General features: G+C 68.2%; 28 protein-coding genes. 9 read left to right on the forward strand and 19 right to left on the reverse strand.

The features are described 5' to 3' along the window. Positions 1 to 91: 91 nt before the first annotated feature. On the forward strand, positions 92 to 673 hold the full coding sequence (locus tag ACQP1O_RS12125) for a TetR/AcrR family transcriptional regulator (RefSeq protein ID WP_433565905.1): 582 nt from the start codon (positions 92 to 94) through the stop codon (positions 671 to 673). 6 nt (positions 674 to 679) lie between these two features. On the opposite strand, the gene chrA is transcribed toward ACQP1O_RS12125, so the two are convergent. Next, on the reverse strand, positions 680 to 1,819 hold the full coding sequence (gene chrA / locus ACQP1O_RS12130; protein ID WP_433565906.1) for a chromate efflux transporter: 1,140 nt from the start codon (positions 1,817 to 1,819) through the stop codon (positions 680 to 682). A gap of 83 nt (positions 1,820 to 1,902) precedes the next feature. Further along, positions 1,903 to 2,826 (reverse strand): hypothetical protein, encoded by a 924-nt coding sequence (locus ACQP1O_RS12135; protein WP_433565907.1) that lies wholly within the window; start codon positions 2,824 to 2,826, stop codon positions 1,903 to 1,905. A gap of 345 nt (positions 2,827 to 3,171) precedes the next feature. Between ACQP1O_RS12135 and ACQP1O_RS12140 the strand changes: the two genes are divergently transcribed. Beyond that, entirely contained in the window at positions 3,172 to 3,558 is a 387-nt protein-coding gene (locus tag ACQP1O_RS12140) for a hypothetical protein (protein ID WP_433565908.1), read from the forward strand. Between the two features lie 69 nt (positions 3,559 to 3,627). On the opposite strand, the gene ACQP1O_RS12145 is transcribed toward ACQP1O_RS12140, so the two are convergent. Next, entirely contained in the window at positions 3,628 to 4,050 is a 423-nt protein-coding gene (locus tag ACQP1O_RS12145; RefSeq protein ID WP_433565909.1) for a DoxX family protein, read from the reverse strand. 143 nt (positions 4,051 to 4,193) lie between these two features. On the opposite strand from ACQP1O_RS12145, the gene ACQP1O_RS12150 reads away from it, so the two are divergent. Together ACQP1O_RS12150 and ACQP1O_RS12155 are read left to right on the forward strand one after the other, a co-directional pair. Further along, positions 4,194 to 4,853, forward strand: coding sequence for a hypothetical protein (locus ACQP1O_RS12150; protein ID WP_433565910.1), 660 nt, complete (start codon positions 4,194 to 4,196; stop codon positions 4,851 to 4,853). A gap of 71 nt (positions 4,854 to 4,924) precedes the next feature. Further along, positions 4,925 to 5,581: a hypothetical protein gene (locus ACQP1O_RS12155; RefSeq protein ID WP_433565911.1), complete on the forward strand. Its 657-nt coding sequence runs from the start codon at positions 4,925 to 4,927 to the stop codon at positions 5,579 to 5,581. Between the two features lie 62 nt (positions 5,582 to 5,643). On the opposite strand, the gene ACQP1O_RS12160 is transcribed toward ACQP1O_RS12155, so the two are convergent. The 3 genes from ACQP1O_RS12160 to ACQP1O_RS12170 are packed head-to-tail and all read right to left on the reverse strand — an operon-like array spanning position 5,644 to position 7,224. After that, positions 5,644 to 6,657: an NADP-dependent oxidoreductase gene (locus tag ACQP1O_RS12160; RefSeq protein WP_433565912.1), complete on the reverse strand. Its 1,014-nt coding sequence runs from the start codon at positions 6,655 to 6,657 to the stop codon at positions 5,644 to 5,646. Positions 6,658 to 6,713: 56 nt separating this feature from the next. Further along, positions 6,714 to 6,860 (reverse strand): hypothetical protein, encoded by a 147-nt coding sequence (locus ACQP1O_RS12165; protein WP_433565913.1) that lies wholly within the window; start codon positions 6,858 to 6,860, stop codon positions 6,714 to 6,716. Between the two features lie 46 nt (positions 6,861 to 6,906). Then, on the reverse strand, positions 6,907 to 7,224 hold the full coding sequence (locus ACQP1O_RS12170) for a putative quinol monooxygenase (protein WP_433565914.1): 318 nt from the start codon (positions 7,222 to 7,224) through the stop codon (positions 6,907 to 6,909). A gap of 250 nt (positions 7,225 to 7,474) precedes the next feature. Between ACQP1O_RS12170 and ACQP1O_RS12175 the strand changes: the two genes are divergently transcribed. After that, entirely contained in the window at positions 7,475 to 8,767 is a 1,293-nt protein-coding gene (locus tag ACQP1O_RS12175; RefSeq protein WP_433565915.1) for a lipopolysaccharide biosynthesis protein, read from the forward strand. Here the strand turns inward: ACQP1O_RS12175 and ACQP1O_RS12180 are convergent. The 8 genes from ACQP1O_RS12180 to ACQP1O_RS12215 form a co-directional block, all read right to left on the reverse strand. Then, positions 8,743 to 9,957, reverse strand: coding sequence for an Ig-like domain-containing protein (locus ACQP1O_RS12180; protein WP_433565916.1), 1,215 nt, complete (start codon positions 9,955 to 9,957; stop codon positions 8,743 to 8,745). The two genes, ACQP1O_RS12175 and ACQP1O_RS12180, sit on opposite strands and share 25 nt — an antisense overlap. A gap of 160 nt (positions 9,958 to 10,117) precedes the next feature. Further along, positions 10,118 to 11,020, reverse strand: a complete 903-nt coding sequence (locus ACQP1O_RS12185) for a metallophosphoesterase family protein (protein ID WP_433567658.1) — start codon at positions 11,018 to 11,020, stop codon at positions 10,118 to 10,120. Positions 11,021 to 11,088: 68 nt separating this feature from the next. Beyond that, positions 11,089 to 11,589 (reverse strand): cupredoxin domain-containing protein, encoded by a 501-nt coding sequence (locus ACQP1O_RS12190; protein ID WP_433565917.1) that lies wholly within the window; start codon positions 11,587 to 11,589, stop codon positions 11,089 to 11,091. 114 nt (positions 11,590 to 11,703) lie between these two features. Then, complete coding sequence (locus ACQP1O_RS12195) at positions 11,704 to 12,399, reverse strand: Rieske (2Fe-2S) protein (RefSeq protein ID WP_433565918.1); 696 nt, start codon at positions 12,397 to 12,399, stop codon at positions 11,704 to 11,706. Next, on the reverse strand, positions 12,396 to 12,968 hold the full coding sequence (locus ACQP1O_RS12200) for an RNA polymerase sigma factor (RefSeq protein ID WP_433565919.1): 573 nt from the start codon (positions 12,966 to 12,968) through the stop codon (positions 12,396 to 12,398). Before ACQP1O_RS12200 ends, ACQP1O_RS12195 begins: the two co-directional genes overlap by 4 nt. Positions 12,969 to 13,128: 160 nt before the next feature. Further along, positions 13,129 to 14,277 carry a TDT family transporter gene (locus ACQP1O_RS12205; RefSeq protein WP_433565920.1) on the reverse strand — a complete coding sequence of 383 codons (1,149 nt, stop codon included), beginning with the start codon at positions 14,275 to 14,277 and terminating at the stop codon, positions 13,129 to 13,131. Between the two features lie 117 nt (positions 14,278 to 14,394). Continuing rightward, positions 14,395 to 14,961 (reverse strand): DJ-1/PfpI family protein, encoded by a 567-nt coding sequence (locus ACQP1O_RS12210; RefSeq protein WP_433565921.1) that lies wholly within the window; start codon positions 14,959 to 14,961, stop codon positions 14,395 to 14,397. Positions 14,962 to 15,124: 163 nt separating this feature from the next. Then, positions 15,125 to 16,573, reverse strand: a complete 1,449-nt coding sequence (locus ACQP1O_RS12215) for an ABC1 kinase family protein (protein ID WP_433565922.1) — start codon at positions 16,571 to 16,573, stop codon at positions 15,125 to 15,127. A 155-nt stretch (positions 16,574 to 16,728) separates the two neighbouring features. On the opposite strand from ACQP1O_RS12215, the gene ACQP1O_RS12220 reads away from it, so the two are divergent. After that, positions 16,729 to 17,505 carry a GntR family transcriptional regulator gene (locus ACQP1O_RS12220; RefSeq protein WP_433565923.1) on the forward strand — a complete coding sequence of 259 codons (777 nt, stop codon included), beginning with the start codon at positions 16,729 to 16,731 and terminating at the stop codon, positions 17,503 to 17,505. 654 nt (positions 17,506 to 18,159) lie between these two features. Here the strand turns inward: ACQP1O_RS12220 and ACQP1O_RS12225 are convergent. Beyond that, the gene (locus tag ACQP1O_RS12225; protein ID WP_433565924.1) at positions 18,160 to 19,419 is read right to left on the reverse strand and encodes a KasA/KasB family beta-ketoacyl-ACP synthase; all 1,260 of its coding nucleotides are present in this window, start codon (positions 19,417 to 19,419) and stop codon (positions 18,160 to 18,162) included. A 282-nt stretch (positions 19,420 to 19,701) separates the two neighbouring features. Between ACQP1O_RS12225 and ACQP1O_RS12230 the strand changes: the two genes are divergently transcribed. After that, entirely contained in the window at positions 19,702 to 20,679 is a 978-nt protein-coding gene (locus ACQP1O_RS12230; RefSeq protein ID WP_433565925.1) for an oxidoreductase, read from the forward strand. Here ACQP1O_RS12230 and ACQP1O_RS12235 read toward each other — a convergent pair. The 3 genes from ACQP1O_RS12235 to ACQP1O_RS12245 are packed head-to-tail and all read right to left on the reverse strand — an operon-like array spanning position 20,639 to position 22,603. Then, positions 20,639 to 21,097 (reverse strand): VOC family protein, encoded by a 459-nt coding sequence (locus tag ACQP1O_RS12235; RefSeq protein WP_433565926.1) that lies wholly within the window; start codon positions 21,095 to 21,097, stop codon positions 20,639 to 20,641. The genes ACQP1O_RS12230 and ACQP1O_RS12235 overlap by 41 nt on opposite strands. A gap of 31 nt (positions 21,098 to 21,128) precedes the next feature. Then, the gene (locus ACQP1O_RS12240; RefSeq protein ID WP_433565927.1) at positions 21,129 to 21,641 is read right to left on the reverse strand and encodes a mycothiol transferase; all 513 of its coding nucleotides are present in this window, start codon (positions 21,639 to 21,641) and stop codon (positions 21,129 to 21,131) included. 29 nt (positions 21,642 to 21,670) lie between these two features. Continuing rightward, positions 21,671 to 22,603, reverse strand: a complete 933-nt coding sequence (locus ACQP1O_RS12245) for a LysR family transcriptional regulator (RefSeq protein WP_433565928.1) — start codon at positions 22,601 to 22,603, stop codon at positions 21,671 to 21,673. A gap of 125 nt (positions 22,604 to 22,728) precedes the next feature. On the opposite strand from ACQP1O_RS12245, the gene ACQP1O_RS12250 reads away from it, so the two are divergent. Beyond that, the gene (locus tag ACQP1O_RS12250; protein ID WP_433565929.1) at positions 22,729 to 23,976 is read left to right on the forward strand and encodes an MFS transporter; all 1,248 of its coding nucleotides are present in this window, start codon (positions 22,729 to 22,731) and stop codon (positions 23,974 to 23,976) included. Here ACQP1O_RS12250 and ACQP1O_RS12255 read toward each other — a convergent pair. Beyond that, positions 23,966 to 24,319: a YggT family protein gene (locus ACQP1O_RS12255; RefSeq protein WP_433565930.1), complete on the reverse strand. Its 354-nt coding sequence runs from the start codon at positions 24,317 to 24,319 to the stop codon at positions 23,966 to 23,968. The genes ACQP1O_RS12250 and ACQP1O_RS12255 overlap by 11 nt on opposite strands. A 93-nt stretch (positions 24,320 to 24,412) precedes the next feature. Between ACQP1O_RS12255 and ACQP1O_RS12260 the strand changes: the two genes are divergently transcribed. Further along, a complete protein-coding gene (locus ACQP1O_RS12260; protein WP_433565931.1) occupies positions 24,413 to 24,667 on the forward strand; it encodes a hypothetical protein in 255 nt (84 codons plus the stop codon). The last annotated feature ends 7 nt before the right edge of the window (positions 24,668 to 24,674 follow it).

Here is a 24,674-nt window from a genome sequence, read left to right on the forward strand (position 1 = left end):
CTGTTAGAGAATACGAAACTGAGAAGAACTTCTCTACTCGAGTGCCGTGTGCTGATACCGCGTCGCGCTCGCGCAGGATGGAGGCGTGCCCGTGAACACCCGCAGTGACGCCCAGCGCAGCCGCGTGCTGCTGGTCGACGCGGTCCAGAGCCTGCTGGAGGCAGGCCGGATCGGTTTCTCCATACCGGAACTCGCTGCCGCGGCGGGTGTCGGCGTGGCCACCGCGTACCGGCATTTCCCGACCCCGCAGGACGCCCTGCAGGCGTTCCACCGCCGCGCCATCGAGCATCTGGTGCAGGCGCTGGCCGCCGTCGACGCCGGGCCCGATCCGGTGGACCGCTTCCATCGCTGCTGCCGCACCTGGGTGGATCAGGCCGGGCAGTGGGGCCCGGCCGTGCGCTACATCCGCAGCTCCCGGGGCTTCATCGAACGGCTGGCCGATGGCGACGAATCCATCACCGCCCTGCACGACATGCTCGCCGAGGTGCTCAACGCCCTTGCGCTGCAGGGCAAGACCGCCGAATACGACCTCACCTACGCGGTGCTGCTGTGGATCACCATCTTCGACGAGCGCGTCGTCTACGACCTCACCGAACACCGCCACTGGAGCCCGGCCCAGGTGACCGACCACCTCACCCGTGCGGTCGCCGGGGCGCTCGGCATCACCGTCTGACGCATGTCAGCCGACCGGCCAGCCCGCCAGCGCCGCGGCCACCCCGAGCGCACCCGCGCCCAGCAGCGCGCTCACCACACCGCGCCGCGCCGCCAGCAGCCACACCGCGGCGGCCGCGAGCACCGCGAACTGCCAGAGATGGTGCAGCGCAAGGGCGAGCGGGATCGCGGAGCCCGCGATCGCTCCGATGACCGCAGGTCCGGCACCGGTGAAGAATGCCTGCACGCGCCGGTCGGCCCGCAACCGGTCGAAGTACTTGCCGCCGGCCAGCACGAAGGCGAACGACGGCGCGAAAGCGACCACGGCGGCCAGCAATCCGCCCGGCACGCCCGCGGCCGCGTACCCGACCACCGCCACCGTCTGCACCACCGGGCCCGGCGTGATCTGGCCGAGTGCAACGGCATTCAGGAATTGCGCTCCGGTCATCCAGCCGTAGCGGTCGACCGCATCGGCCTGCATGAGCGGAATGATGACGAAGCCCCCGCCGTAGGACAGCGCGCCCACCTTGAAGGCCACCCAGCACAGCGCTGCCAGGCCGCCGGTGGCCAGCCCGGCCGCCGGTGCCAGCGGCCACGCGGATACCCGGCGCGAGGACAGGCCGCCGCGTATCCCCACCTCGAGCAACCCGGCCCCGATCAAGACCAGCACCAGCCACGGTCCCAGGACGGCGGCCGAGACGATTCCCAGTGCGGCATAGGCGATCCAGCGGGCCCGGGCGGCCCGGCCGTTGCCCGCGCGTCCCCAGCCGGCCGGAAGCAGGCCCGCCGCAGCATGCACCGCGACGGCGGCGACCGCCGCGCCCGCCCCGGCCGCGGCGCCTCGCACCCACACCGGGCTGCCCGCCGCCAGGAAGACCGCGGCCAGGACCAGGATCAGTGCCAAACCCGGTGCGATGAAACAGCATCCGCCGACGAGCGCCCCCGCGGTGCCGCGCAGTCGCCAGGCCGTGTAGATCGCCAGCTGGGTCGAGGCCGGTCCGGGGAGCAGGTTGGTCGCGGCGATGGCGTCCTCGAACTCCGCCGCGTCGAGCCAGCCGCGCCTCCGCACGCACAGGTCCCGGAGCAGGGCGATGTGTGCGGGTGGCCCGCCGAAGCCGAGGCAGCCGATGCGCCCCCACTCGCGGGCGATCGTCCACAGCGTGACCACTCCGGCTCCTTCTCCGTCACCTGAATCCGACGGCCGACCCTAACCCTCGGTCGGTGAAGATGCTCGGTACGGCCGCGACGGGCTCACTTCAGGGTGGCGTGCAGCAGGGTCACCCCGGCGGTGAGGGCCGCGCCCGCCACCGACCAGCTGGTGCCCGCGGGCTGGGTGGAGAGCACCACGACGGCGTAGCGGTAGGGCTGATCCGGGGAGGGGGAGACCAGGCCGGTGGTGTCCAGGGTGGTCGAGGAGTCCAGATCCATCCAGCCCTGTTTGACCGCCCAGGTCGCACCGGTGAGGGCATCGGGTATGCCGAAGTACTGGTCGGTGCCGTCCGCGGCGGTCTGGGACGCGTTGTGCAGCGCGCCGACGATCAGGTCCCGGGCCGGGGCCGGGATCGTGGTGGTGATGTAGTGGAAGACGGCGATGACATCCCGTGGTGTGGTGAGGGTTTCGCCCCACTGCGCGGTGTCGTCCGGTGCGGTGGTCGCGGACAGTCCGATGGCGGTGACCATGCGGTCGATGATGGCGTTGTTGCCGCCGTTGTCCCACATCACGTCGGCGATGTCGTCGTCACTGGTGGACAGCATCTGGGTGAGCTGGGTCGTGGTGTCCGGATCCGGTTGCCAGTTCTGGGTTTTCAACGCGTCCAGGGCGATGAGCAGCTTGACCACCGAGGCGGTGTAGAACTGCTCGTCGGCATTGAGACTGGCGATAGCCGCCCCGGTGGTGGTGTCCACCACGTCGATGCCGACGCTGGTGCCGGGCGAAGCCGCCTGGATGGCGGTCTGCATCTGCTGCGCGATGGCCGTCACCGAGATGGGGTGCGGAGCAAGCACAGTCGTGCTGGGTGCCGTGATCTCGGGTACCTGGCCGACACCGGCCTGATCGTGAGACGTGGCGAGCGCAGTGGGAGCGCTGAGGGCTGCCAGGGAGATCACGGCGACGAAACTGCCGGCCGCGATCCAGAACCACCGTGCGTGCGGTGAAGGGGCCTGAATCGAGGTCATGGACAATTACATCGACACGAACCTCGAGACATTTCCAGCAGAAAGCTGTCAATTTCCTGTTAACTGCGGCGCGATCGGATCTCGGTTCGGAGACGGTTCTGACCGGCTATTTCACCGCGAACTAAGATCAAATCTGGGTCGGGATTCGTCCCCCTGGAGAAAGTGATGGGTACCAGCCGCGAGATTGTTCGAAACGCCCTCGTGAAAAGCCTCGCCCCCCTTGGTTTCGGGGTGCTGGTCATGGTCGTCCCGGTCCTCGTCCACGCCGATGCGGACTATGGCAACGGATGTGTTCTGTTCTCCGACAACACATCAGCAACTGTGGACTCGCTCCGGTTCAGATGTTTGCTCGAACAGCTGGACGCGATCTATGGCGACGCCCCGAGTGGTGACGTGCCGGTCGGCACGAAGGACGGCTGGGTGGCCGCGCCGCACGAGATGCAGTCCTGGGCACCGCTGCTCTGGATCGGCAAGGACTTCTACACCGGGCCCGATGGCGGCTATGTGATGAACCGTCTCACCCGAGCCGGGATGGAGGCGTGGCCCGCCATCGTCTATGCCGGCCCATCCGTGATGGACGGCGGCGAGACCTGGATCCTCGACTACGCGCCGTCGCCGACCCCGCCGGTCTACGACGAGATCCGGGAGGTCACACCCGGTGTCTGGCTCGGCTACTCCTGGATCCGCGCGGGTGGCGAGTTCATCCCGCAGTTGAGTTTCGTCCTGGCCTGAGCACACCGAAGTCGTTGCGCTCGTGGACGGCCGGGCGGCAGCTGTCCGCTCGAGCGGGCGCGCGCCCGGTCACACGCCGCGGTAGACCTTGCGAGCGGTTGTGATCAGCGGAATCTGGAGCGGGAGGCGCAGCAGCGCGCCGATTTTCAGCGGCAGGGGGCGATTGCTGCCCAGCCAGTCGGCCGCCATCTGCACATTGCCGGGGAAGACCGCGACGAATATCAGCGTGGCCAGGCGTGCGCCCAGGCCGCGGGTGCGGGGGACCACGAGCAGTGTGCCGGAGACCAGCTCGGCCACGCCCGAAACCTGGGTGTAGGTGCGGGGTTTGCCCGGGAGCTGGGGCGGGATCAGGGTGTCGTAGGGCTTGGGCGCGAGGAAGTGCAGGGCGCCCGAGCCGAGCAGCAGGGCGGCCAGCGCGAGGGCGCGGGCCTGAATGCGATTGGAGCCGACCGGTTGTATTGCCGCGGGGGAGTGCGACAGATCTGCTGTCATCGCTGCAGCATAACCGGTCGGTATGTATTGCCCGGCGGGTAACCGGGTTCGGCATTTCTGCTCGGAGTGTCGTCGCGGCGAGTGGCCGATCGCCAAGGGATAACGCACAATTAGGCGGCTATCCGGCTCGAGCAGGGGAAGTTATGAAGGCGCACAAAGGGCTTGCGATGGCCCTGCTGGTCCTGGGTTTGACGGTCGCTTGTTCGAAGGGGGAGGCCACCCATCCGGCCAACGCACCGGCACAAGCGGTTCCGCAGCCCGCGCCCAAGGAGAAGGAGGGCACCATTCCGGTCGGCCCCGGTCCCCAGGGCACGTACACGGTGGCGGCCCAGCCCGCGCCGGGCAGCTGCCACTACCGCAAGACCTCCGACGGCCAGCCGCTGCCCGACCCGAACTGCACGCCGGGCGCGACGAATCCCAAAGTGACAGCGGCGAATCTGGCCGACACCATCTGTAAGTCGGGCTATACCGCCTCGATTCGGCCCAACACGTCGATCACGAATCCGGAGAAGGCCGCCAATATCAAGTCCTACGACTACACCGGCGACCCCCGCGATGCCGAGTACGACCACCTGATCTCGCTGGAGTTGGGCGGCGACCCCAACGATCCGCGCAATATCTGGGTCGAACCGCCGTCACCGGGGCACCAGGCCGGCGCCGGGCCGAACAATCCCAAGGACGGCGTGGAGACCAAGCTGCACACCCTGATCTGCAATGGCAAGGTGGCGCTGGTCGATGCCCAGGTGGCGATCGTCACCGACTGGACCACCGCGCTGGCGAAGGTCGGCTTCCCCGGTAGCTAGGGGCGCGTCGCGCCCGGCGTGCCGGGCCGAATCCGCCGCTGGACTCGAACCCGCGGGCCTACGATCGAACGATGTCAGCGCCGCAGGAGCCCTCGACGATGATCGAGGGCCGGGTCGTGCACAAGGTGAGCAACGCACTGAAGATCACCTTCAGTGCCGGCCCCGGTGACCCGCTGGCCACCGGGGTACAGGGCGCGGGCAATGGCCTCGCGGCCAAGGCCGCCATCCTGTTCGGCTTCAAGAACGGCGGCACCGGCAAGCACCGCATCACCTATGCCGACGGGTCGGTGGTGTGGGTGGAGTCCAAGGACTCCGCGCCCACCGTGCTCAGCCGGGGCGACGGGACCTCGCTGGCCACCGTTCAGCGCGCCGACACCTCGACCGCCGTGGGATCCACGGCGGGAACGCTTTTCCACTTCGTACCCGATCCGGAGGAGGCCCGTACCCCGGAACTCTTCCGCATCGTGGTGCTCGACCGCATGGGACAGGAGACCGGTCGCCTCGACGTGGTGCGCACGGTCGGCGGCTGGACCCTGCGCCGTATCGCGAACGATCTCTACAACGAGTCCTTCTGGTGGGACCGGGCCGGGCAGCCGCTTCCCGTACCGATCCTGGGCACCAGGCTCTGGCTCCGGCACCCGCTCGACCCGGTGGAGCGGGACGTGCTGCTGGGCGTCTGCGTGGACATCGCCCTGGGATTGCGGCCGTACATCGCGGTCATGAAGTAGGAGAAGGGCTTCCGGGACTTCCGTACGCCTGCACGGGAGTCCCGGAGGTCCGGGGTCGGTCGTCAGTCGGAGACCTTGATGACCAGCTTGCCGAGATTCTTGCCGGTGAGCAGACCCTGGAACGCGGCGACGGCATGGTCGAGGCCGTCGACCACATCCTCGAGGTAGACCAGCTTGCCCTCCGAGATCCACTGCGCCGCCGCCGGGTAGAACTCACCGGCCTGGCCCGCGAACTCGGACACGATGAAGCCGCGCACGGTCAGGCTCCGGCGCAGGATGCTCGACATGAGCAGCGGCAGCCGGTCGGGGCCCGGAGGCAGGTCGGTGTCGTTGTAGTTGGCGATCAAGCCGCACACCGGAATTCGGGCGAATTGATTGAGCCGGGGCAGGACGGCGTCGAAGACCGCGCCGCCGACGTTCTCGAAGTAGACGTCGATGCCGTCCGGGGTGGCGGCGGCCAGCTGCTCGGCGAAGTCGGGAGCGCGGTGGTCGACGGCGGCGTCGAAGCCGAAGCGCTCCCGCAACAGTGCGACCTTCTCCGGGCCGCCCGCGATGCCGACGGCTCGCGCGCCCTTGATCTTCGCGATCTGGCCGACGGTCGAACCGACCGGTCCGGTGGCGGCGGCGACCACCACGGTCTCGCCCGGCTTCGGCTGCCCGATGGTGAGCAGACCGGAATACGCGGTCAGACCCGGCATGCCCAGCACGCCGAGGGCGGTGGTGAGCGGCGCGGCGTTCGGGTCCAGTTTTTGCAGAGCCCGCACATTCTCGACCGAGTGCGTCTGCCAGCCGCCCCAGCCCAGCACGATATCGCCGGGCCGCAGCACGGGATCGGTGGATTCGAGGACGCGGGACACGGTCGCGCCGCACATGGTCTCGTCGATCTCGACCGGCGGGGCGTAGGAGGGCGCGTCGCTCATGCGGCCGCGCATGTACGGGTCCAGCGACAGATACAGCGTCTGCAGCAGCGCCTCGCCCGGCTGCGGCGGGTCCAGTTCGACCGTCTCGGTCCGGAAATTCTCCGGCTGCGGCATACCGGTCGGGCGCGAGGCCAGGACTATACGGGTGGACTTCATCGTCGGAACGACCTTTCGATGGGCAACCCCCTCATTCTGGACATTGTGGACCCGCGTCAGGTCTGTTCCGCGCGCCAGGTATCGAAACTCGTCCGGATGTGACGCGGACGGTCGCCCTCTCCGGCACCAGGCCCGACTTCCAGCCGGTCCGTGATCGCGGACATCTCTTCCGGGCCGACGTTATCGAGGTCGCGGTCGGTCATGGCAGGTCTCCCACTGTCCGAACTCGGCGGCCTCCGGGGGTTGTGCTCAGGTGTGGCCCTCGGCGTGAACGGTGTTGCCGTAGAAGCCTTCGGGTTGTCGGGCCAGGAGGGGCGGGAGTTGGCGGGTGATGGCGGCTACCGGTTCGGAGCGGGTGGTTGCGTCGTGGGCGGGCTTGTTGATCCAGAGTTGGGTGAGCCAGATCGTGTCGGGGTCGTCGGGGGCTGTGTTGATGGTGTAGGTGAGTAGGCCGCTGGTGGGGCCGCCGGCGCGGAATCCGTTCAGGAGCAAGGCGATCAGGTCGTCGCGGCGGCCGGGGAGGGCGGTCATCAGGCCGTAGACGCTGAACATGGTGTCGTCGGACATCGGGTCACCCTTTCGGTTGGGCGGTGCGTGGTCGAGCCTACGTTGGAACCCGTTGCACAGGTTGGTGGTTGGGTGTGCGGCACTCGACGGCGGCGGCCGTGGTGAATCAGGTTGGGTGACTGGGCGCGTGATTTGAATGGGGGGTTACGTCTGGCGGTGAGTCGAGGGTTTGGGGTGGCGGGGGTGGGGTGGGGGCAGGAGAATTTCGGGGTCGGGCCGGGGTGCGCGGTCGGGGAGAAAGAGGACCGCCATGGCGGGACGGCGACTGGTAGGGACGGCGCTGGTCGAGCGGGTGCGGGCGAAGGTGGCCGAGGATGGGCTGCTGTCGGTGTTGCGGGACATCGGGTTCGTCAGTCTCGGGAAGTACGGGCAGTTCCTGGTGACCGCGGTGACCGTGCCGTTGACCGCGCGGACGCTCGGGGTGAGCGGGGTCGGGCTGCTGGCCATCGGGATGTCGGCGTACTTTCTGGGCTCGCTGCTGGTGGACCTCGGCATCAATACGTTTCTGGCCGCGCTGCTGAACGAGGCGGGGCTCGACGAGCTGCGGGGGAGTTACCTCGCGGTGCGGGGTGCGGGGCTGAGCATCATCATGGTGGCGCTCGTGGCCGGGCTCGCCGTCGGCGTCGGCCCGCACCCGCGCATGATCCTGTTGGGGCTGTTCGTGGGCGGATTCCTGTCCATGTCCGAGGACTGGCTGCTGGTGGGACAGGCCAGATTCGGGGCCTCGATGACCTATCAGATCGCCGGCCGCGTGGTGTACCTCGTGCTGCTGGTCGCGGTGCTGCCGCGACTTCCGCACGCCGAGGTGGTGCTGCTGTGCCTGCTGCTGTCCTCTGTGGTCACCGTTGCGCTGACCTGGCGGGACGCCCACACCCGGTTCGGCCGCCTGGGGCGTCCCACCAAGGTCGCGATGATCCTGCGCACCGGTGCACCCGTGCTCGCGTCACGGCTGCTGGTGACCAGCTACGGGCAGGGCACCGCCACCGTCTACTCCTCGGTGCTGGACGCCGCCTCACTCGGGTTGTATTCGGCGAGTGACAAACTCGTGCGCGCGGTGCAGTCGCTGCTCGATCCGATCGGGCTGGCGCTGCTGCCCCGCATGGCTCGCGAGCGCACCCATCCGGGTTTCTGGCGGCACGAGATGCGCGCCCTGGCCGCGTGCGTGATCGTGGCGGCCGTTGCGGTGGCGGGGATCTGGGTGACCGCCCCGTTCGCTGTGCAGCTCATCTACGCCGACGATTTCCGCGCCGTGGTACCGATCGTGCGCGTTGAGGTCTGCATCCTGGTCGCCACCGCCACCACCTCGTTCGTCACCACCGCCATCCTGCCGGTGCGTCAGGACACCGTCGGCATCATGATCGGCGCGGTGATCGGGACAGCAGTGGCGGCCACCGCGCTGCTCCTCACCCTGCGCACCCACTCGGTGTGGACGCTGGTGTGGGGCACGGTGGCCGCCGAATTCTGTGTCGCGGCCTGGTATCTCGCGCGGACCGCTCAGCTGGCCGCGCGCGAGCGGGTTCAGGCGCTACCGGCCAGCCACTGATCCCAGCTCAACGTCCAGTCGCCGTTCTGCCACACCTCGAGCGGCGCACCGCCGGTGTTGTGCACCTCCACCACGTCGCCGGGCTGCGCGAAGTTGAAGAACCATTGCGCGTTCTCGGCATTGAGGTTGAGGCACCCGTGCGAGGTGTCGGTATTGCCCTGCGCCCACACCGTGGAATCCAGCTGGTGCAGATAGATGCCGTCGGTGCTGATGCGCGTGGCCCAGCCGATGGCCTCCTTGTACCCGAGCCGTGAATTGACGGGCAGGCCGTAGGTGGAGGAGTCCATGATGACCGGGTTGGCCTTGTCCATGACGGTGTACGTGCCCGGCATGGTCCAGAACGTGAAGGTCTTGCCGGCGATGGTCTCGCTGCCGCCGCGGCCCATGGAGGTGGGCATGGTGCGGATCAGCTGACCGTTCTCGAACACCTGCACCTGATGGGTGTTGTCGTCGGCGATCGACACGTGCGACGGGCCGATGACGAAGTTGGCCTTGGAGTCCTCCTGGCCGAACAGGCCGTTGCCGACCTCGACTCCGTAGAGGTTGGCCGCCACGCTCACCTTGGTGCCGGTCTTCCAGTACTCCTTGGGCCGCCAGTGCGCGTTGCGGTTGTCCATCCAGTACCAGGCGCCGTCGACCGGCGGATCGGTGGTGACGACCAGACGCTTCTGGGCCGCGGCCCGATCGGGGATGTCCTCGTCGAAGTGCGCGACGATGACCATGCCCACGCCGTAGCTGTTGCCGTCGACGATCGCCTGCCCGCCCGTGGTGTTCAGATACACCTTGGTCTGGTTCTTCGGGGCGATGGTCGTGAAGCTGGAGGTGACCGGACCGGTGGGTCCGGTCACGTCCATACCCGAGGCCTTCAGTGTGTACGTGCGGCTGTAGCCCAGCTGATCGTTCGGCTTCCATGCCGTCTTGTCCGGCGTGTAGGTGCCCTCGATGACCTTGCCGTCCTCATTGGTGAGCGACACATCGGTCAGCACGCCGCTGGAGGTGCTCACCTTCACCGGCGCCGACGGATCCACCTTCTCCGTGCCCTGTGCGGGGGTGATGGTGATGGACTGCACGGCCGGTGTGCGCGGACCCACATTCCCGCCCGGGAGATTGGACGAGCAGGCCGCCAGCACCAGCGCCAATACGATCAATACGCTCGCTGCGGCGTTCGTCCGAAAACGGCGGGGTGGCATAGCTTCCCTCCTGTAATCGCCGTGCGCCGCACTGCTGCACAGCATCTTGTTACTGCCCAGCGTAGTAGATTACCCTCCGCTGTCGATCTTCCATCGCCAGGTCATGCTGACGAAATGACAACGATGTGAGACCTGCGCGCGACACGCCGTTGGGCAGTGGTCATTTCAGCGATTGTTCTTTGATAGCGAGTTGCTGTTGACCCTTCTGATACGTGACTTCGCGGATACCGAGGGCGTCGTGCAGCTTGCCCGCGGGCAGCGTCACCGGCTTGGGTGCGGGCCCGTCACCGGGTTTCGGCAGCGGATACGCCGTGGTGGTGCCGCTGTAGAACGTCACATTGCCCTCGGTCTTCGTGAACAGTTGGTGCACATGGCCATTGAGGCAGGTCACCGAGGAGAACCGCTTCATATAGCTGAGCGCCTGGGTGGCATCGTCTGTGCCCCAACCCCATTGGGGGTACATGGCGAACAGCGGAATGTGGCTGAACACGATGATCGGTGTGTCACTGGACAATCCGGCCACGTCCTTCTGCACGAAGTCCAGCTGGTCCTGCCCGAGGTGTCCGAGATCCTTGAGATTGAGCGTATTCACCAGTCCGATCACGTGGACGCCGGCGATATCGAAGCTGTACCAGCCGTCCCCGCGCGTGCCGTTCCCGAACGTCGACCGGTATCGGGAACCGCCGTCGTCACTCGAATCGTGTTCTCCCGGAACGGTGAACACGTGCGGGGTCTTGATCCCCTGCATCATCTGATGGACCTGATCGAACTGCTCGGCCGTGGCCAGATGCGTGAGATCGCCGGTGTGGATGGCGAAGTCGGGCTCGTAACCCAGTGAATTCACCTGCGAGATGGCCTCGGTGAAGGTGTCGGTCACGCTGGTGTTGGCGGTACCGGTGAAACCGATGTGACTGTCACTGACCTGTGCGAACCGCAGTGTGGGCCGGGCGGGCGCGGCCAGCGCGGTGCCGGCCACGTGCGAGACCACCTCTCCGCCCACCACCGCCAGGCCCACGGCCGCGCCGAACCAGGCGGAGTGCCGCATGAGCTGGCGGCGGGTCATCTTCTGCGGATCGCGGGCCGCGTCCTCGTCCTCGAAGTCCGCGTATCGGTCGTCCGGGTTGCGAGTGTTCATCGGGTCACCACCACGGTCGCGTGCATGAAGGGATGAATCGAGCAGACATAGGCGAAGCTGCCCGCTTTCGAGAAGGTGAAGGTGTAGGTCGCGTTGTTGCCCAGCGTCGGCGAGCGGAAGCTGCCGTCGTCGGCGACCACGGTGTGCGGTTCCTCGTCGCGATTGGTCCAGGTCACCGTGGTGCCAACCTTGACGGTCAGCGAGCTGGGCCCGAACGCGAAATTGTCGATGGTGACGGCATTGGGTCCGGCCGGTGCCGCTGGGACCCCGGCGGCGGACGTGACCGCCCCGGGTGTCGTCATGCCGGGCATGGCCGGACCCGCGCCGTCCGGCACCATGCCGGGCGTAGCGGTGCCGGAAGCGAAGGTGAAGCCGGGGGCGGCATTGTCCGTGGCTGTGCCGCCGCCGTTCGAGCTGCACGCGCTCGCCGTCAGCAGGGCTGCCGCGGCGACGGTGACGGCGACGGCTGCGCGCCGCCGGCTGCGGGTGGGTGTCATGGGGTCCGGGCCTCCATCCGGGATGGTTCCGTTCGCTGCTGCGAACCGGTCATCCACAGATAGGGGCGGGGGTTACATGGGACGGAAACCGCTGTGCACGAGCACTTTTGGGTCCTAAGCGGGTTCGGTGGGCGCGAAAACCTCGATGGCGCCGTTGTTCTCGCGGACCTGGACGGTGGGCAATGGCGCGGGCGCCACCGGCAGTTGATGTGTGACCACCTCGCCCTGGATGGAGAAGGAGGTGGAGTGGCACGGGCAGCGCAGGCGCTCGGCCGGGGCGTCGAGCCACAGCTTGCAGCCCTGATGCGTGCACACGCCGGAAACCGCGACCGGATTTCCCTTGTCGCGGCGCACGAATCCATTGACGGTGCCGACATCGAAGGCGATCGTGGCGCCCTCCGGCAGATCCGTGGAGCGGGCGATCGGCAGCCACGCGCCCGTATTGGGAGACAGCGGGGCCTGCTCGGCGGCGGGCGGGGAACCCGGCTGCCCGTGCCCGATCAGGGTCCGATCCACCACCGCGCCGACCGTGGCGGCGGCCGCGGCCGCGGAGGTGCCGATCAGCAGGTTCCGGCGGCGGTAACCGTTCGCCGGGTGCGAGGGGGTCGGCTCGTCGTCCATCTCGGCCGCGAGCCGGCGCTGCAGACTGCTCAGGAACTCCTCGCTGGGCGCGTCGCTGCCCAGGCGCGCGGCACGCAGTTCGATGGCCGTGCGCATCTCCTCGGCCTCGGCCTCATCGGGCCGGAAGCCCGTGGACTTTTTGCCGGCCAGTAGTTCGTCGACGAACCGTCGCACTTCCCGCCCGCTCACCGCACACCTCGCTCGTTCAGCTGGGACGCCATCTGCAACGCCCGATGCTGCAACACCTTCGCATTCGCCACCGTCACACCGAGGCTCTGCGCCGACTCCCGGACCGAAAGCCCCTGGAGAAAGCGCAGTTCCAGAATGCGGCGGTAGCGGTCCGGGAGTTCGGCCAGCACCGCCTTGGCGCGGGCCTCCGCCCCGGAGTCGTGGAACTCCTCGGGCGGGTCATCGGGGATATCGCCCTCGATGGTGGTGATCTCCCGGCCCATCCGCGCCTTCCAGTGCGCGGCCAGCACCGTGCGCGCGGTGGCGCGCAGGTAGGCCCGCACCTCCGGTGCGCTCGCCGTGATGCGCAGCGGTTTGAGCGCTGCCGTGAACACCTCGGCGGTGAGATCCTCGGCGTCGGCCCGGTTGCCGACCTTGCCGAACATCAACGCGTACACCCAGGTGACATTGTCCCGATACACCGCTTCCCAGCTGGCGTAGCTGTCACCGGACACCAGCCGCAACTCCCGACCCGAGCTCGAGCTCGTGACCGGCTGCGTCCGGTGCTCGGATTCGACCCGTCGCACCATGAACCGCCGCTTCCTGCATCCAACGAATACATCGACGCGTGTTCACGTCTGTCAGTAGATAGCGCTCGGGGTTACAGCGGGGATGTTTCGTTGGTATCGCAACGAATTCGTCCCGGGCGGATCCGGTCGGATCCACCCGGGACGTGCGCCGATCGCGCTCTCAGCGAACGGGTCGCAGCAGATCGCCCCGCAGCACGCCGTGCACGGTCTTGGCGGCGACCACGGCCCAGGCGGCGACCAGCAGGGCGTACAGGCCCACGGCGGTGACGGCGAACAGGTCGGCGCCGGTGTGCTGGTAGAGGGCGGTGCTGCCGGTGACGCAGCAGCCGAGCGGGAAGGTGAAGCCCCACCAGGTGAGGTTGAACGGCATGGAGGTGCGGGCGTGCCGGGTGACGGCAATGGCGAGCGCCAGCCACAGCATGGCGAATCCCCAGGTGGGAACGCCGTAGAGGACAGCGAAGACATCGAGACCGGCGGCAGTGCGGTCATCCACGACACCGGCGGCGACATTGGCCAGGCTGCCCGCGGCGGTCACCGATTGGCCCAGGGGACCGAGCACCAGCCAGACGGTGGCGACCATCCCGGCCGGCAGCAGGCCGTGATGCAGCAGCCGCGACCAGATCAAGGTAATGGTGACCAGCGAGGCGATCAGGCTCAGTCCGAACATGGCCAGACAGGCCACGAACATGGTCAGCCGCAGCTGCCCGGCCGGAGTGTGCGGCACCAGCAGTGCGCCCAGCGCGGCGGACACCATCGGCGGCACCACGGGCATCAACCAGCCGCCGAAGGCCGAATCGGGATCGAAAGTGTGCCGGGTGATCATCCGGTAGGGGATGGCGGCGGCGGTCATCAGCCCGAAAACCGTTCCGGCCGACCACAACACCCAGTCGATGGTCACCGCGGCGGTTGAGCCGATGACGTCCTTGCCGAGCAGCAGGGTGCCCGCGCCCACGGTCAGCAGGGCCATCGGCAGCGCGCCGTAGAACTGCATCATGATCGGGTGCAGCCCGTGTGCCCGCGCCTCCTGCGGATACCGCCGCCAGTGCAGGACCCAGGCCCCGGCCAGCACGATCAGCAGCAGCGCGGCCAGCGCCCATACCAGGGTGGCGACGCCCTTCAATCCGGGGAACTGCATCGGCAGGGTGGCGGCGGCATTGGCGATGATGCCGGTGCCCATCACCACGGCGAACCAGTTCGGCGCCAGGTACCGCAGCGGCTGCCACCCCTCGTCCCCGCCCGCCGCCGTCGGGGTGCTCACCTGTGCGGCGGGAGCAGCGGCAGCGGTTCGGCGGAAGGCTACGGTGGTCATGCCTCAACCCTCGCGGACCGGCACTTCCCCCGGTAGCGCTCACAATTCGATGGATGCATAGATCGCTTCTATGCCCCACCCCGGTCCTGTTCTATGCCGCCACGATGTGCTGTTTTGTCAGGTGGTGGGCGGAGCGGATTTGCGCAGCACGTCGAGGAATGCGCGCATCCACTGCGGATGGTCGGGCCAGGCGCGCCCGGTGATCAGATTGCCGTCGACATGGTCCGGGCTGTCGACCCACTGCCCTCCGGCCGCCACCACATCGGGTTCGAGCGCCGGGTAGCTGCTCGAGGACCGGTCCCGCAGCACGCCCGCGGCGGCCAGGATCAGCGGTCCGTGACACAGCGCCGCGATCGGCTTGTCCGTTTCCGCGAAGTGCTGGACGATCCGCCGGCAGTCCTGATCTCCACGCAGATACTCCGGCGCCCGCCCACCCGGAATCACCAGCGCCGCATACCGACTCGGATCAACCTCCGCGAACGCCAGATCAGCCGGCCAGGTCCGCCCCAGCTTCTCGGTATAGGTGTCGAACCCCTCGGTGAAGTCATGGACCACGAACTGCAACTTTTTCCGAGTCGGAGCCGCGATATCGACCTCGTACCCCTCTTCCAGCAATCGCTGATAGGGATACATCACCTCGAGGTCCTCGGCAGCATCCCCGGTGATCAAGAGCACCTTCGTCATGGCGCACCTCCCAGAAAATGGTATCGAGACCGCTCATCACCCACTCCCTTTTCGGAACACCTGATCGCGCGACCCGGTGCCGTATCGGCACGACGCCGACACCGGATGACAAGACGGTCGTCACCCCCGACGTCGGCGGAGCCCCGTGGTGTCGCCGAGGAGTTCAGCCGACTATCGAGGCACGGCGATCCGGCGGGGCCGGGCGCAGGTGACGAACGACGGCCAGGTCGGTGGGCTGGGCGTGGCGGGTGTCGTAGCGGTCGAAGACTGCGGCCAATTCCGGTGACCAGCGCGCGAATTCGGCTCGGATGGGCCCCTCGGTCTCCAATTGGCAGACCACACCGAGCGCGGTCAGGAAGCAGCGCGCGAAGGGGGTGAAGTAGGCGGGCATGTCCAGTTGCCGATGGACATTGGACAACCGCGGCGCCAGTACCGAGCGGACGTGCCCGCACAGCCAGGCGGTGGTGAGCCGGAACGTGGGCACGGTGAGCGGTTCGCCGACCGCGTCGAGCCCCTCGGCCAGAGCGGCCACGTCGTAGCTGCGTCCGGGCCGCACGAAGCCGTGCCGCCGCACCGCAGCGTCCAATTCCGGTATGCCGCCATTGAACGCGGCCTCCATCACCTCGCCCACCAGCGCCTCGAAGCCCGGGGGCGGCCAGGGCGTGCAGGCCCCGAAATCCACCACGCCCAGCCGCCCGTCGGGCAGCACCCGGAAATTGCCCGGGTGCGGGTCGCAGTACAGCAGGCCGGTGCGCGACCAGGTCGACAGCAGGAATCGGATGATGAGCATCCCGACCCGGCTGCGCTCCGCGGGCGCACCGGATTCGATGATCCGCGAAACCGGTGTGCCGGTGAGCCATTCGGTCACGATCAAATCGCCGCGCTGCGTGATCACGCCGGGCACCACGAAATCCGGATCGTCGGCGTACGCCTCGGCGAAGCGCCGCTGATGGTCGGCCTCGGCCGCGTAGTCGAGTTCGTCGGCCACACATGTGCAGATCGCCTCGGTCAGCGCGGGCACGTCCGCGCCGGGCGCGAACACCGTGGCGAGCACCGAGAGTCGGCGCAGCTGTTCCAGATCGGCGAGCACCGCCTGGTGCGCGCCCGGATACATGACCTTGACCGCCACCGGCCGCCCGTCGCGCCACACCGCGCGATGCACCTGTCCGATGGAGGCCGCGGCGGCGCGCCGATCGTCGAATTCGGTGAAGTGCCAGCGCCAGTTCTCGCCCATGCCCGCGGCCATGGCCTCGTGCACGGTGCCGGGCAGCATGGTGGGCACCGCATCCTGCAGCTGGGTGAGTGCGGTCCGGTACGGCGACGCGATCTCCGGGGGCAGCGCGAGTTCGTAGAGCGAGAGCAATTGCCCGAGTTTGGTAGCGCAGCCCTTCAATTCGCCGAGCACCTCGAAAATGTGCTGGGCGGTGCGCATCCGGATCTCGAAGTCCACCTCGGCCGCCGATCGGCCGAGGGCCCGCTTGCCGACCCCGGCGGCTTGCCGTCCCGCGAATGCGACCGGAAGACTGGCGATTCGCGCATTGCGGACCGCGCCGCGAACCGGCGGCCTACCCCCGTCGTCCCCCGACCGTTCCCCGATACGCCGAATCGACATTGCTCACCTCGTCGTGTGCGCGGCACCGCGCCGGCGTCCGGTGTGGCCCTCACCAGGTCCGATGAGTGGCCCGCCACGGCGCATGCACGTGCAGTTTGGCACACGGAAGTCTAAACTGTCTGGGACGTATCCGAAAGTTGTCGAAAGGTGACAGGATGGGTGCCCAGACGGTCGTGTCCGATGTCGCGGACGAGCTCGCTCGCCGCGTCGCGACCGGTGAGTACGCGCCCGGTGATCTGATGCCGTCGGTCCGCCAGGTCGCCGACGAATTCGATATGAACCGGGCCACAGCGCAATTGGTGCTGGGCCGCCTGGAGTCCTACGGCTTCGTGGATGCGCATCGCGGCCGCGGTTTCACCGTCCGGGATGTGCGCCGCACAGGCGGGATGGATGTGTATCGGCGGCTGTTCCGGCTGTCCATGCACGCGCCCGAGGTGGCCGCGGAGATGTTCGGCAATATCGTGGCGGCCGAGCGTGCCACCGTGCTGGAGGCATTGCTCGACTACACCGCCGCCGAGCGCGGCATCGAGCCCGCGGTGCTGACCGCCGCGGTCGACGAACTCGAAACCGAGGCCCGCAGCTCCGAACCCGATCGCACCCGGATGCTCGAGCTCGAGGTCGGCCTGGTGCGCCTGGTGCTCACCGATCTGGGCCACACCATGCAGCGTGCGGTGCTCAATTCGGTGGGGGAGATGCTGTTCGAGGTGCCGGAGGCGGTGGAGGCGTACTTCGCGGCCTCCGCCGATCTGCACGTCCTGGTGTGGCGGGCGCTGCTGGCGGTGTGGGAATCCACGGCCGGTCCGTCCCAGGCCCAGCTGGCGCTTTTCGAGGATCTGTTCGCCATGTACCACGAGAAGGTGCTGGCCAGATTCGACGAACTGCTCGGTATGGGCCTGGGTTCCGCGGTGCACCGGCAGAGCGCGTCCGCCTGATCAGACGGCGGTCGCCATGGCCGCCGCCACGAGCGCGCCGATGATGGCCAGCGCTAGTACCGCCAGGATCACCCGGTTGCCTCTGGTGGGTGGCTCGGCGGGCGGGTGGACGGTCATGGATCTGTCTCCTCGTCGATATGGGTGGTGGAGGCCATCGTATTCCGGGGGCTCCCAATATGTTTGGTGTCCTCGATGTTGGGGCGTTATCCAGGCCGCTTTCCGGGCCACGCCGAGGAAACCGGGGTGGCCGATGATGAAACGCGCCACCCGCTCGACCTCAGGTCCGCTCGTCACCCGTATGAGGGCCCGGCTGGTGCGGGGGAAGGTGCGGGTGAGCCGGTAGGCCGGCCAGGATTCGGCGCGCAGCGGCGGCAGGGCGAGATCGCGGCGACGATAAGGCGGCCGTGGATGATCGCAGTGAGATCGACGTCCGCGATCCGGTGTAGATCGGCGGGCCGTACGTCGAAGAACGGCCCGCCGACCACGATTCCGGCATTGTCGACCACCACGTCCGGCACGCTGTCGCGAGTTTCGAGTGGAAGGGTTTCATGCTGCTCCTCCGGTGGAGACACCGGAGGGTAAATTGTCTGGGACAATTACGCCAGTCGAAATGCTGCGGCCCGCAGCATCGAGCGCGGTCGGTGGTTCTCGTGCTCAGTAGCGGCCGAACAACACCGCGGCATTGTGGCCGCCGAAACCGAACGAATTGTTCAGTGCGAAGCCGATATCGGTGTGGCGCGGCTTGGTGTGCACCACATCCAGATCCACCTCCGGATCCTGGTTCTCCAGGTTCAGCGTCGGTGGGATCACCTGGTCGCGCAGGGTCAGCACCGAGATGATGGCCTCCAGCGCGCCGACCGCGCCCACCGAATGTCCCAGCGCGGATTTGGGCGCGTACACCGACGGGTGGGTGCCGACGGCGGCGGCGATGCCCTTGGCCTCGGCCAGATCTCCGATGGTGGTGCCGGTGGCGTGCGCGTTCACATGGTCGACCTCGGCCGGGCTCACCCCGGCGGATTCGATGGCGCGGCGCATGGCGCGGGCGCAGCCCAGGCCCTCCGGATCCGGAGCGACCATGTGGTAGCCGTCGGCGGTGAGCCCCACCCCGAGCAACCGGGCCAGCGGTTTCGCGCCGCGCGCGAGCGCGTGGTCCTCGGACTCGACCAGCAGCAGGGCGGCGGCTTCGCCGAAGACGAACCCGTCACGATCCCGATCGAAGGGACGGGAGGCCCGCTCGGGCTCGTCGAGGCGGGTGCTGAGGGCGCGTGCCATGGAGAATCCGGCAATGGCAACGGGATTGATGTAGCCCTCCACGCCGCCCGCCACGATCATGTCGGCCTCACCCAGCACGATGGATCGCCACGCGTGCACGAGCGCCTCGTTGCCGGACGCACACGCCGACACCGGCGTGACCAGACTGGCACGCGCCCCCAGCTCCAGCCCGACCACGCCGGAGACACCATTGGGCATGGACATGGGCACCGCGAACGGCGACACCTTGCGGTAGCCGTGGTCGCGCATGGCGTCATTGGCCTCCACGATGCTGTCGGCGCCACCGAGCCCGGTGCCGATGCAGACGCCCAGCCGGTCCTTGTCGACAACGGGCTCGCCCGCGGTGGCCCACAGTCGTTTTCCCATCACATACGACATCTGCTGCACATAACACATGCGGCGCTTCTTGATCCGATCGAGTTCGTCGGTCGGATCGGCGATGAGCTTGCCGCCGATGGTGACCGGAAGATCGAGCTCGACGATGTCCGGGTCGGTGAGAGTCCTGATGCCGCTGGCGCCGGACAGTAGTCCTTGCCAGGTCCCTTCCGTGTCGGGCGCGATCGAGGTGGTCATCTCGACCGCGGTCACCACGACACTGCGGAATCCGCCGTTGCGGGTGGAGAAGTCTGCGAGGCTATTCACTTTTCGTATCCTTTTCGGCCAATTGGCAAGTCCTGCAGAGAGCTCGCGAGCGCTCTGCGAGGCTAACCCGAGAAGCGCGGTAGAAGGGGACGACACTCACATGCGAGATGCCAATCCGTGCAGCGCGAAAGGAATCGAGATTCTGGTGCCGGTCACGGTGAGGCGTTCGCCCGGCGCCATCGTGACGACTTTTTCCGCACAGGCGAACAGCCGTGCGGACGCGGATCACGCATCACCAGGTATATTGTCTCAGACGGAAATTCGAGCGAGGAGAACGATCGTATGACCGAGGCGCTGCCCGACCGGCCGACCGTGACCAGCCCGCCCCTGCTCGCTCGCCGCTGGACCATCGACGACATCCCGGACCAGACCGGCCGGACCGCCGTGGTCACCGGCGCCAACAGCGGACTCGGCCTGCGCACCGCGGAGGCCCTGGCCGTCAAGGGCGCGCACGTCCTGCTCGCCTGCCGCAACGAGCTCAAGGCCGCGGCCGCGCTGGAACAGGTGAGTGCGGCGGCCACCGGCCCCGAACCCGAAGTGCTGCCGGTGGATCTGGCCGACCTGACCTCCATCCGCCGCGCCGCCGACCACCTCGACGTGCGTGGCACACCCATCGACATCCTGGTCAACAATGCGGGCGTGATGGCCCTGCCGCGGCATCAGCGCACCGCCGACGGTTTCGACGCGCAGTTCGGCACCAATCACCTGGGCCACTACGCATTGACCGGACTACTGCTGCCCCGGTTGCTGCGTGCACCCGAAGCGCGCGTGGTGACCGTGTCGTCCATCGCCGCCTGGGGCGGCCTGATCAACTGGCTGGATCCGAATTGGCGTGTGGTGTACAGCCGTTGGCTGGCCTACAGCCAATCCAAACTCGCCAATCTCCTGTTCACCGCCGAGCTGCAGCGAAGGGCCCGCGCCGCTGGGTCGACGCTGACGGCCGTGGCCGCGCATCCGGGACTGTCGGCGACGAATCTCTACGATTCCGGCCCGGAGAAAGGCGTGGCGGCGGCCTTCGCGGCCGTCCAGCAGCGAATGCTGTTCTCGCTGGCGCAATCCGACGCCAAGGGCGCGCTGCCGCAACTGTATGCGGCGACCATGCCCGGCCTGGCCGGCAACTCCTACTGCGGCCCGGCCTTCGAGGCCTTCGGATATCCCCGCCGCACCCTCCGAAATCCCCTCGCCTACAGCCGATTCCAGGCCCGCAAGCTCTGGGAGCTCAGCGCGGAGCTGACCGGCGTCGACTACCGGTGGGCCTGACCGGCGGCCGGAGCTGGGACGGGTAGACCGCGATCTCGATGAGATTCCCGTCGAGATCGCGGCAGTAGTGCGAGACCATCTCACCCAGCGCGCCGATCTTGACCACCGGGCCGTTGACGATCTCGACTCCGCACCCGGTCAGGTGCTCCGCGACCGCCTCGGGCGCGGCCGTGGTCACGAAGCAGAGGTCCTGTGCCCCAGCGGCTTCGGTGGCCCCGGTGGTCCAGTTCGGGTCGGTGTCCAGCGCGCCGACCGGCCGGAGATTGATCTTCTGATTCCCGAAGGTGAGCGCGAGCCGCCCGGCGGGGCCGAACCGCTCCACGCTCATGCCCAGCACGCGGGCGTACCAGTCGGCTGTCGCCACCGGGTCGAGACAGTTGATGACCACGTGATCGAAACGGTCCACGGTGAATGCCATGTCCGCATTCTCCGTGGGTCCCGCAGCAGGATCAACGGCGGCGCAACAGCATTCCGCGGATGTAGGCTGCCTGGCCGGAATGCTGGATGTCGTCGTCGACCACGCTGATCAGGCGGACTCCCAGGGTGACCGGCGGATCCCAGCGGGTGTCGACGATGCGGGGGAGATCGGCGTCGGTGAGCGCGGACACGTACCCGGTGGTCTGGTCGTGTACCGCGTCGAAGTAGCCGAGCAGCAGGTCGGCGGAAACGCCGTCCAGCCGCGCCACTTCGGCCGAACTGTGCGCGTATCCGGTGGCGGAATCGTCGAAGGGCAGGTCGAATCGCTTCACCCAGCCCTGGGCCGTCCACACCTGTTCGAGGCCCGCCACATCCGCGATGTGATCGTCCTGCACGCGGGTCAGATGCCAGATCAGCCAGGCGATGGAATTGGAATCCAAGTCCGGCCGCTCGGCCAGTTCCGCCGGGGTGAGCCCGGCCACCGCGCCGTGCACGTTCTCCTTGATCCGCCCGAATGCGTCCACCAGCAAGTCAGCGCTCGTCATGCCCTCATCCAATCACCACGGGCCGGAGGTTATTCCGAGGCGCGCGCCCAATCCGGAACCCAGGTGCCGGGACGGTCCACGACCGCGCCGCTCAGATGGCCGTGCAGCGCGGCCAGCGTGGGATGGGGGTCCGCGGCGCGCTGGAGCAGGGAGTGCGGGTAGACGGGCGTGGGGTCACGCAACGGCACCCGCCGCAGACCGTAGGTGTCGGGCCAGAGGAAGCGGGTGTCCTCGCCGACCAGCGTCGCGACCTCCGGGGAATCGGCGACGGCGTCCAGGAGCGGCTCCAGGCCGAAATTCGGGCCGACCGAATCGATGGTCAGATCGAAGGCCGCGGCGAGTGCCGCGTAATAGGCGGACCATTCGGTACCGCTCACCAGGCTCGGCATCCAGATGCGATGGCCGGCCAGATCTTTCGGCGACAATGTCCGCGCCTTGGCCAGCCGGTGGGCCGGGCCGACGAGCAGCTCCAGCGGCTCGTCGAAGATCGGCGTCGCCTGCAGGCCCTCGGGCAGCACGTGCCCCGGCGCCGGCACACAGCGGAACGCGGCGTCGACCGAGCCCTCCAGCAGCGCCTCCATGGCCGCGCCCGCGTGCGGGAGCCGCACCACGTCCAGTTCGAAAGCGGGATGGGCGCGGTGGAAGTCGCGCAGCAGCCCGGCCGGGGCGAGCTGGCGACCCACCACATCCACGCGCAGCGCTCGCCGACCCGGGCTCACCGAGGCCAGGGCGCGTTCAGCGGTGTGGAGCAGAGCGCGGGCATGGGGGAGGAAGGCCTGCCCGTCGAGGGTCAGGCGGGCGCCGCGCGCCGTGCGGGTGAACAACCGGGCGCCCAACGTCTTCTCCAGGGCCGCAATGCGTTTCGAGACCGCCTGCTGGCTGATGGACAGATCCGTGGCGGCGTCCTGGAAACGTTCCGCGTCCGCCACCGCGACGAAGGTGCGCACGGCCTCGAGATCCATGCGACGAGAGTATGCGCACAACGTCCGGTTGTGGCTCGCGGGCGGCTCGGTTGTTTGATCCCGAGGTCGCGGGTCTGCTTCGATCTTGCCGGACAACGACGGCGGGACAGCACGAGGCGGGCGGTATGACGGGCAGGCGGTCACTGGGACGCGGGTTCGGCTGGTTGTGGACGGCCTTCGCGGTGAGCACGGCGGGATCGTGGCTGGCCTTCGACGCCTTCCCCTTGATCGCGGTGCTGGTCCTGCACGCCGGGCCCGGGCAGGTGTCGTTGCTGGCGGCCGCCGGACTGGCGATGGGCGCGGTGGTGGCGATACCGCTGGGACCGTGGATGGAATTCCGGCGCAAACGGCCGGTCATGATCGCCACCGATGTGGCGCGCTTCGCGGTGGTGCTGAGCGTGCCGCTGGCATTCGCGGCGGGCGTGCTGAGTTTCGCGCAGCTGGTCGTGGTTTCGGTGATCGTCGCGGCCTCGGACATCGCATTCCGGGCAGCGTCGGGGGCATACCTGAAAACCCTGCTGCCCAAGGAGGACCTGCTCCTGGCGAACGGGCGATTCGAATCGACCATGTGGACGGCGTCCGTGCTGGGCCCGCCGCTCGGGGGCTCGGCGATCGGGATCTTCGGACCGGTGGTCACCGTGGCGGCCAATGCCGTCAGCTTCCTGTTGTCCGCCTTGGGAATTCGGGCCATCGGCGGCGGCGAGCCGCAGCCCGCGCCGAGCGGGAACGGCGGCTTCCGGATGGGCGACCTGGTCGAGGGCTGGCGCTACATCCTGACCCACCGCGCGCTGCGGCCGCTGTTCGTCAACACGATCCTGGTCAACGGCCTGATCATGGCGACCCAACCGCTGCTGGCCGTCGTCATGCTGCGCGATCTCGGCTTCGCGCCCTGGCAGTACGGGCTCGCGTTCGGTATTCCGTGCCTCGGCGGCCTGATCGGCTCGCGGCTGGCGACACCGCTGGTGGGCCGGTTCGGTCAGCGCCGGGTGCTCGTCGCCGCCGGGATGCTGCGCGCCTGCTGGGTGCCCGCCCTCGCCTGCATCGGTCCCGGCCTCGCCGGCCTGCTGGTGGTGATCGTGGTGGAATTCGGCCTCATCACCTGCTGCGGAGTCTTCAATCCGGTCTACGCGACCTTCCGTCTCGAACGCGCCGCACCCGACCGCACCACCCGCATGCTCTCCGCCTGGTCCATCACCAGCAACATGAATACCGCGGCAATGACGGCCCTCTGGGGCCTCCTCGCCGCCGTCACCGGCCCCCGTACCGCCATCGCGGTCGCCGGACTGCTCATGCTCGCCACGATTCCGCTGTTGCGCCCCAACAGCTTTCCCGACCTCCCCGCCGCCGAGCCCGTGGCCGCCGTTACAGACTGAAGGCGATCGCGCGCAGCACGATCACCGCGATGAACACCACGGTGAAGGCGAGGTCGATCGAGACGCCGCCGAGCCGGACCGGTTTCAGGACCTTGCGCACCGGCGCGATCACCGGCTCGGTGAGGCGATGGACGACATCGCGAGCCTTCCGCAGCGCCGGCGGGGTGTCGCCGAGCACGCCGATCCAGTCGATGATGAGCCGGGCCAGCAGCAGCAGCATGAACAGCGTCAGGGCGAGCCCGAGCAGGGAACCGAGGAATGACATGGCGAACTCCTTCGTAGTGGCCGCCCTCAGGCTGATCAACGCCCCAACGCCGTCGAAAGTGCCCTCATCGTCGACCATGCTCGTCAGGTTCGGCGGCGGGCTCGCCGCAGCCGTGCGAGAATCTGGGCTGCTGTTCGCCCAGCTCACCTCGAGATCGCACAAGGAGTCGCCGTGAGCAAGAAGTATCTGGTCGGCCTGCCCCTGGCCGTCGCCGCCATGTCACCGGCCCTGGCGTCCGTCGATGCCGCTACCGCCCAGGCCGCCGTTCCGACCTACACCTGTACCGCGCAGACGTGGGCGGGAGAGCAGTTGCCCGCGGTGACGGTCGAGGCCAAACACGGGAAGTATCAGGCCCAGGGCGTCGCGCAGACCAGGTGGGGCGGGGTCGCCAAGTTCGCGACCATCGACTGCAAGATCGAAAACTGATACTGCG

This window comes from Nocardia sp. CA-151230, assembly GCF_050942175.1.
In the GTDB taxonomy this organism is placed as follows: Bacteria; Actinomycetota; Actinomycetes; order Mycobacteriales; family Mycobacteriaceae; genus Nocardia.

Excerpts from the sequence above, each read along its gene's own strand:
- ACQP1O_RS12155 (WP_433565911.1), top strand. The coding sequence starts at position 4,925 with ATGTCAGCGCCGCAGGAGCCCTCGACGATGATCGAGGGCCGGGTCGTG.
- ACQP1O_RS12255 (WP_433565930.1), bottom strand. The coding sequence starts at position 24,319 with ATGGTCGACGATGAGGGCACTTTCGACGGCGTTGGGGCGTTGATCAGC.
- ACQP1O_RS12185 (WP_433567658.1), bottom strand. The coding sequence starts at position 11,020 with ATGACCCGCCGCCAGCTCATGCGGCACTCCGCCTGGTTCGGCGCGGCC.
- ACQP1O_RS12175 (WP_433565915.1), top strand. The coding sequence starts at position 7,475 with ATGGCGGGACGGCGACTGGTAGGGACGGCGCTGGTCGAGCGGGTGCGG.
- ACQP1O_RS12145 (WP_433565909.1), bottom strand. The coding sequence starts at position 4,050 with ATGACAGCAGATCTGTCGCACTCCCCCGCGGCAATACAACCGGTCGGC.
- ACQP1O_RS12235 (WP_433565926.1), bottom strand. The coding sequence starts at position 21,097 with ATGGCATTCACCGTGGACCGTTTCGATCACGTGGTCATCAACTGTCTC.
- ACQP1O_RS12220 (WP_433565923.1), top strand. The coding sequence starts at position 16,729 with ATGGGTGCCCAGACGGTCGTGTCCGATGTCGCGGACGAGCTCGCTCGC.
- ACQP1O_RS12240 (WP_433565927.1), bottom strand. The coding sequence starts at position 21,641 with ATGACGAGCGCTGACTTGCTGGTGGACGCATTCGGGCGGATCAAGGAG.
- ACQP1O_RS12250 (WP_433565929.1), top strand. The coding sequence starts at position 22,729 with ATGACGGGCAGGCGGTCACTGGGACGCGGGTTCGGCTGGTTGTGGACG.
- ACQP1O_RS12190 (WP_433565917.1), bottom strand. The coding sequence starts at position 11,589 with ATGACACCCACCCGCAGCCGGCGGCGCGCAGCCGTCGCCGTCACCGTC.
- ACQP1O_RS12200 (WP_433565919.1), bottom strand. The coding sequence starts at position 12,968 with ATGGTGCGACGGGTCGAATCCGAGCACCGGACGCAGCCGGTCACGAGC.
- ACQP1O_RS12210 (WP_433565921.1), bottom strand. The coding sequence starts at position 14,961 with ATGACGAAGGTGCTCTTGATCACCGGGGATGCTGCCGAGGACCTCGAG.
- ACQP1O_RS12205 (WP_433565920.1), bottom strand. The coding sequence starts at position 14,277 with ATGACCACCGTAGCCTTCCGCCGAACCGCTGCCGCTGCTCCCGCCGCA.
- ACQP1O_RS12135 (WP_433565907.1), bottom strand. The coding sequence starts at position 2,826 with ATGACCTCGATTCAGGCCCCTTCACCGCACGCACGGTGGTTCTGGATC.
- ACQP1O_RS12160 (WP_433565912.1), bottom strand. The coding sequence starts at position 6,657 with ATGAAGTCCACCCGTATAGTCCTGGCCTCGCGCCCGACCGGTATGCCG.
- ACQP1O_RS12245 (WP_433565928.1), bottom strand. The coding sequence starts at position 22,603 with ATGGATCTCGAGGCCGTGCGCACCTTCGTCGCGGTGGCGGACGCGGAA.
- ACQP1O_RS12165 (WP_433565913.1), bottom strand. The coding sequence starts at position 6,860 with ATGACCGACCGCGACCTCGATAACGTCGGCCCGGAAGAGATGTCCGCG.
- ACQP1O_RS12170 (WP_433565914.1), bottom strand. The coding sequence starts at position 7,224 with ATGTCCGACGACACCATGTTCAGCGTCTACGGCCTGATGACCGCCCTC.
- ACQP1O_RS12180 (WP_433565916.1), bottom strand. The coding sequence starts at position 9,957 with ATGCCACCCCGCCGTTTTCGGACGAACGCCGCAGCGAGCGTATTGATC.
- ACQP1O_RS12215 (WP_433565922.1), bottom strand. The coding sequence starts at position 16,573 with ATGTCGATTCGGCGTATCGGGGAACGGTCGGGGGACGACGGGGGTAGG.
- ACQP1O_RS12230 (WP_433565925.1), top strand. The coding sequence starts at position 19,702 with ATGACCGAGGCGCTGCCCGACCGGCCGACCGTGACCAGCCCGCCCCTG.
- ACQP1O_RS12150 (WP_433565910.1), top strand. The coding sequence starts at position 4,194 with ATGAAGGCGCACAAAGGGCTTGCGATGGCCCTGCTGGTCCTGGGTTTG.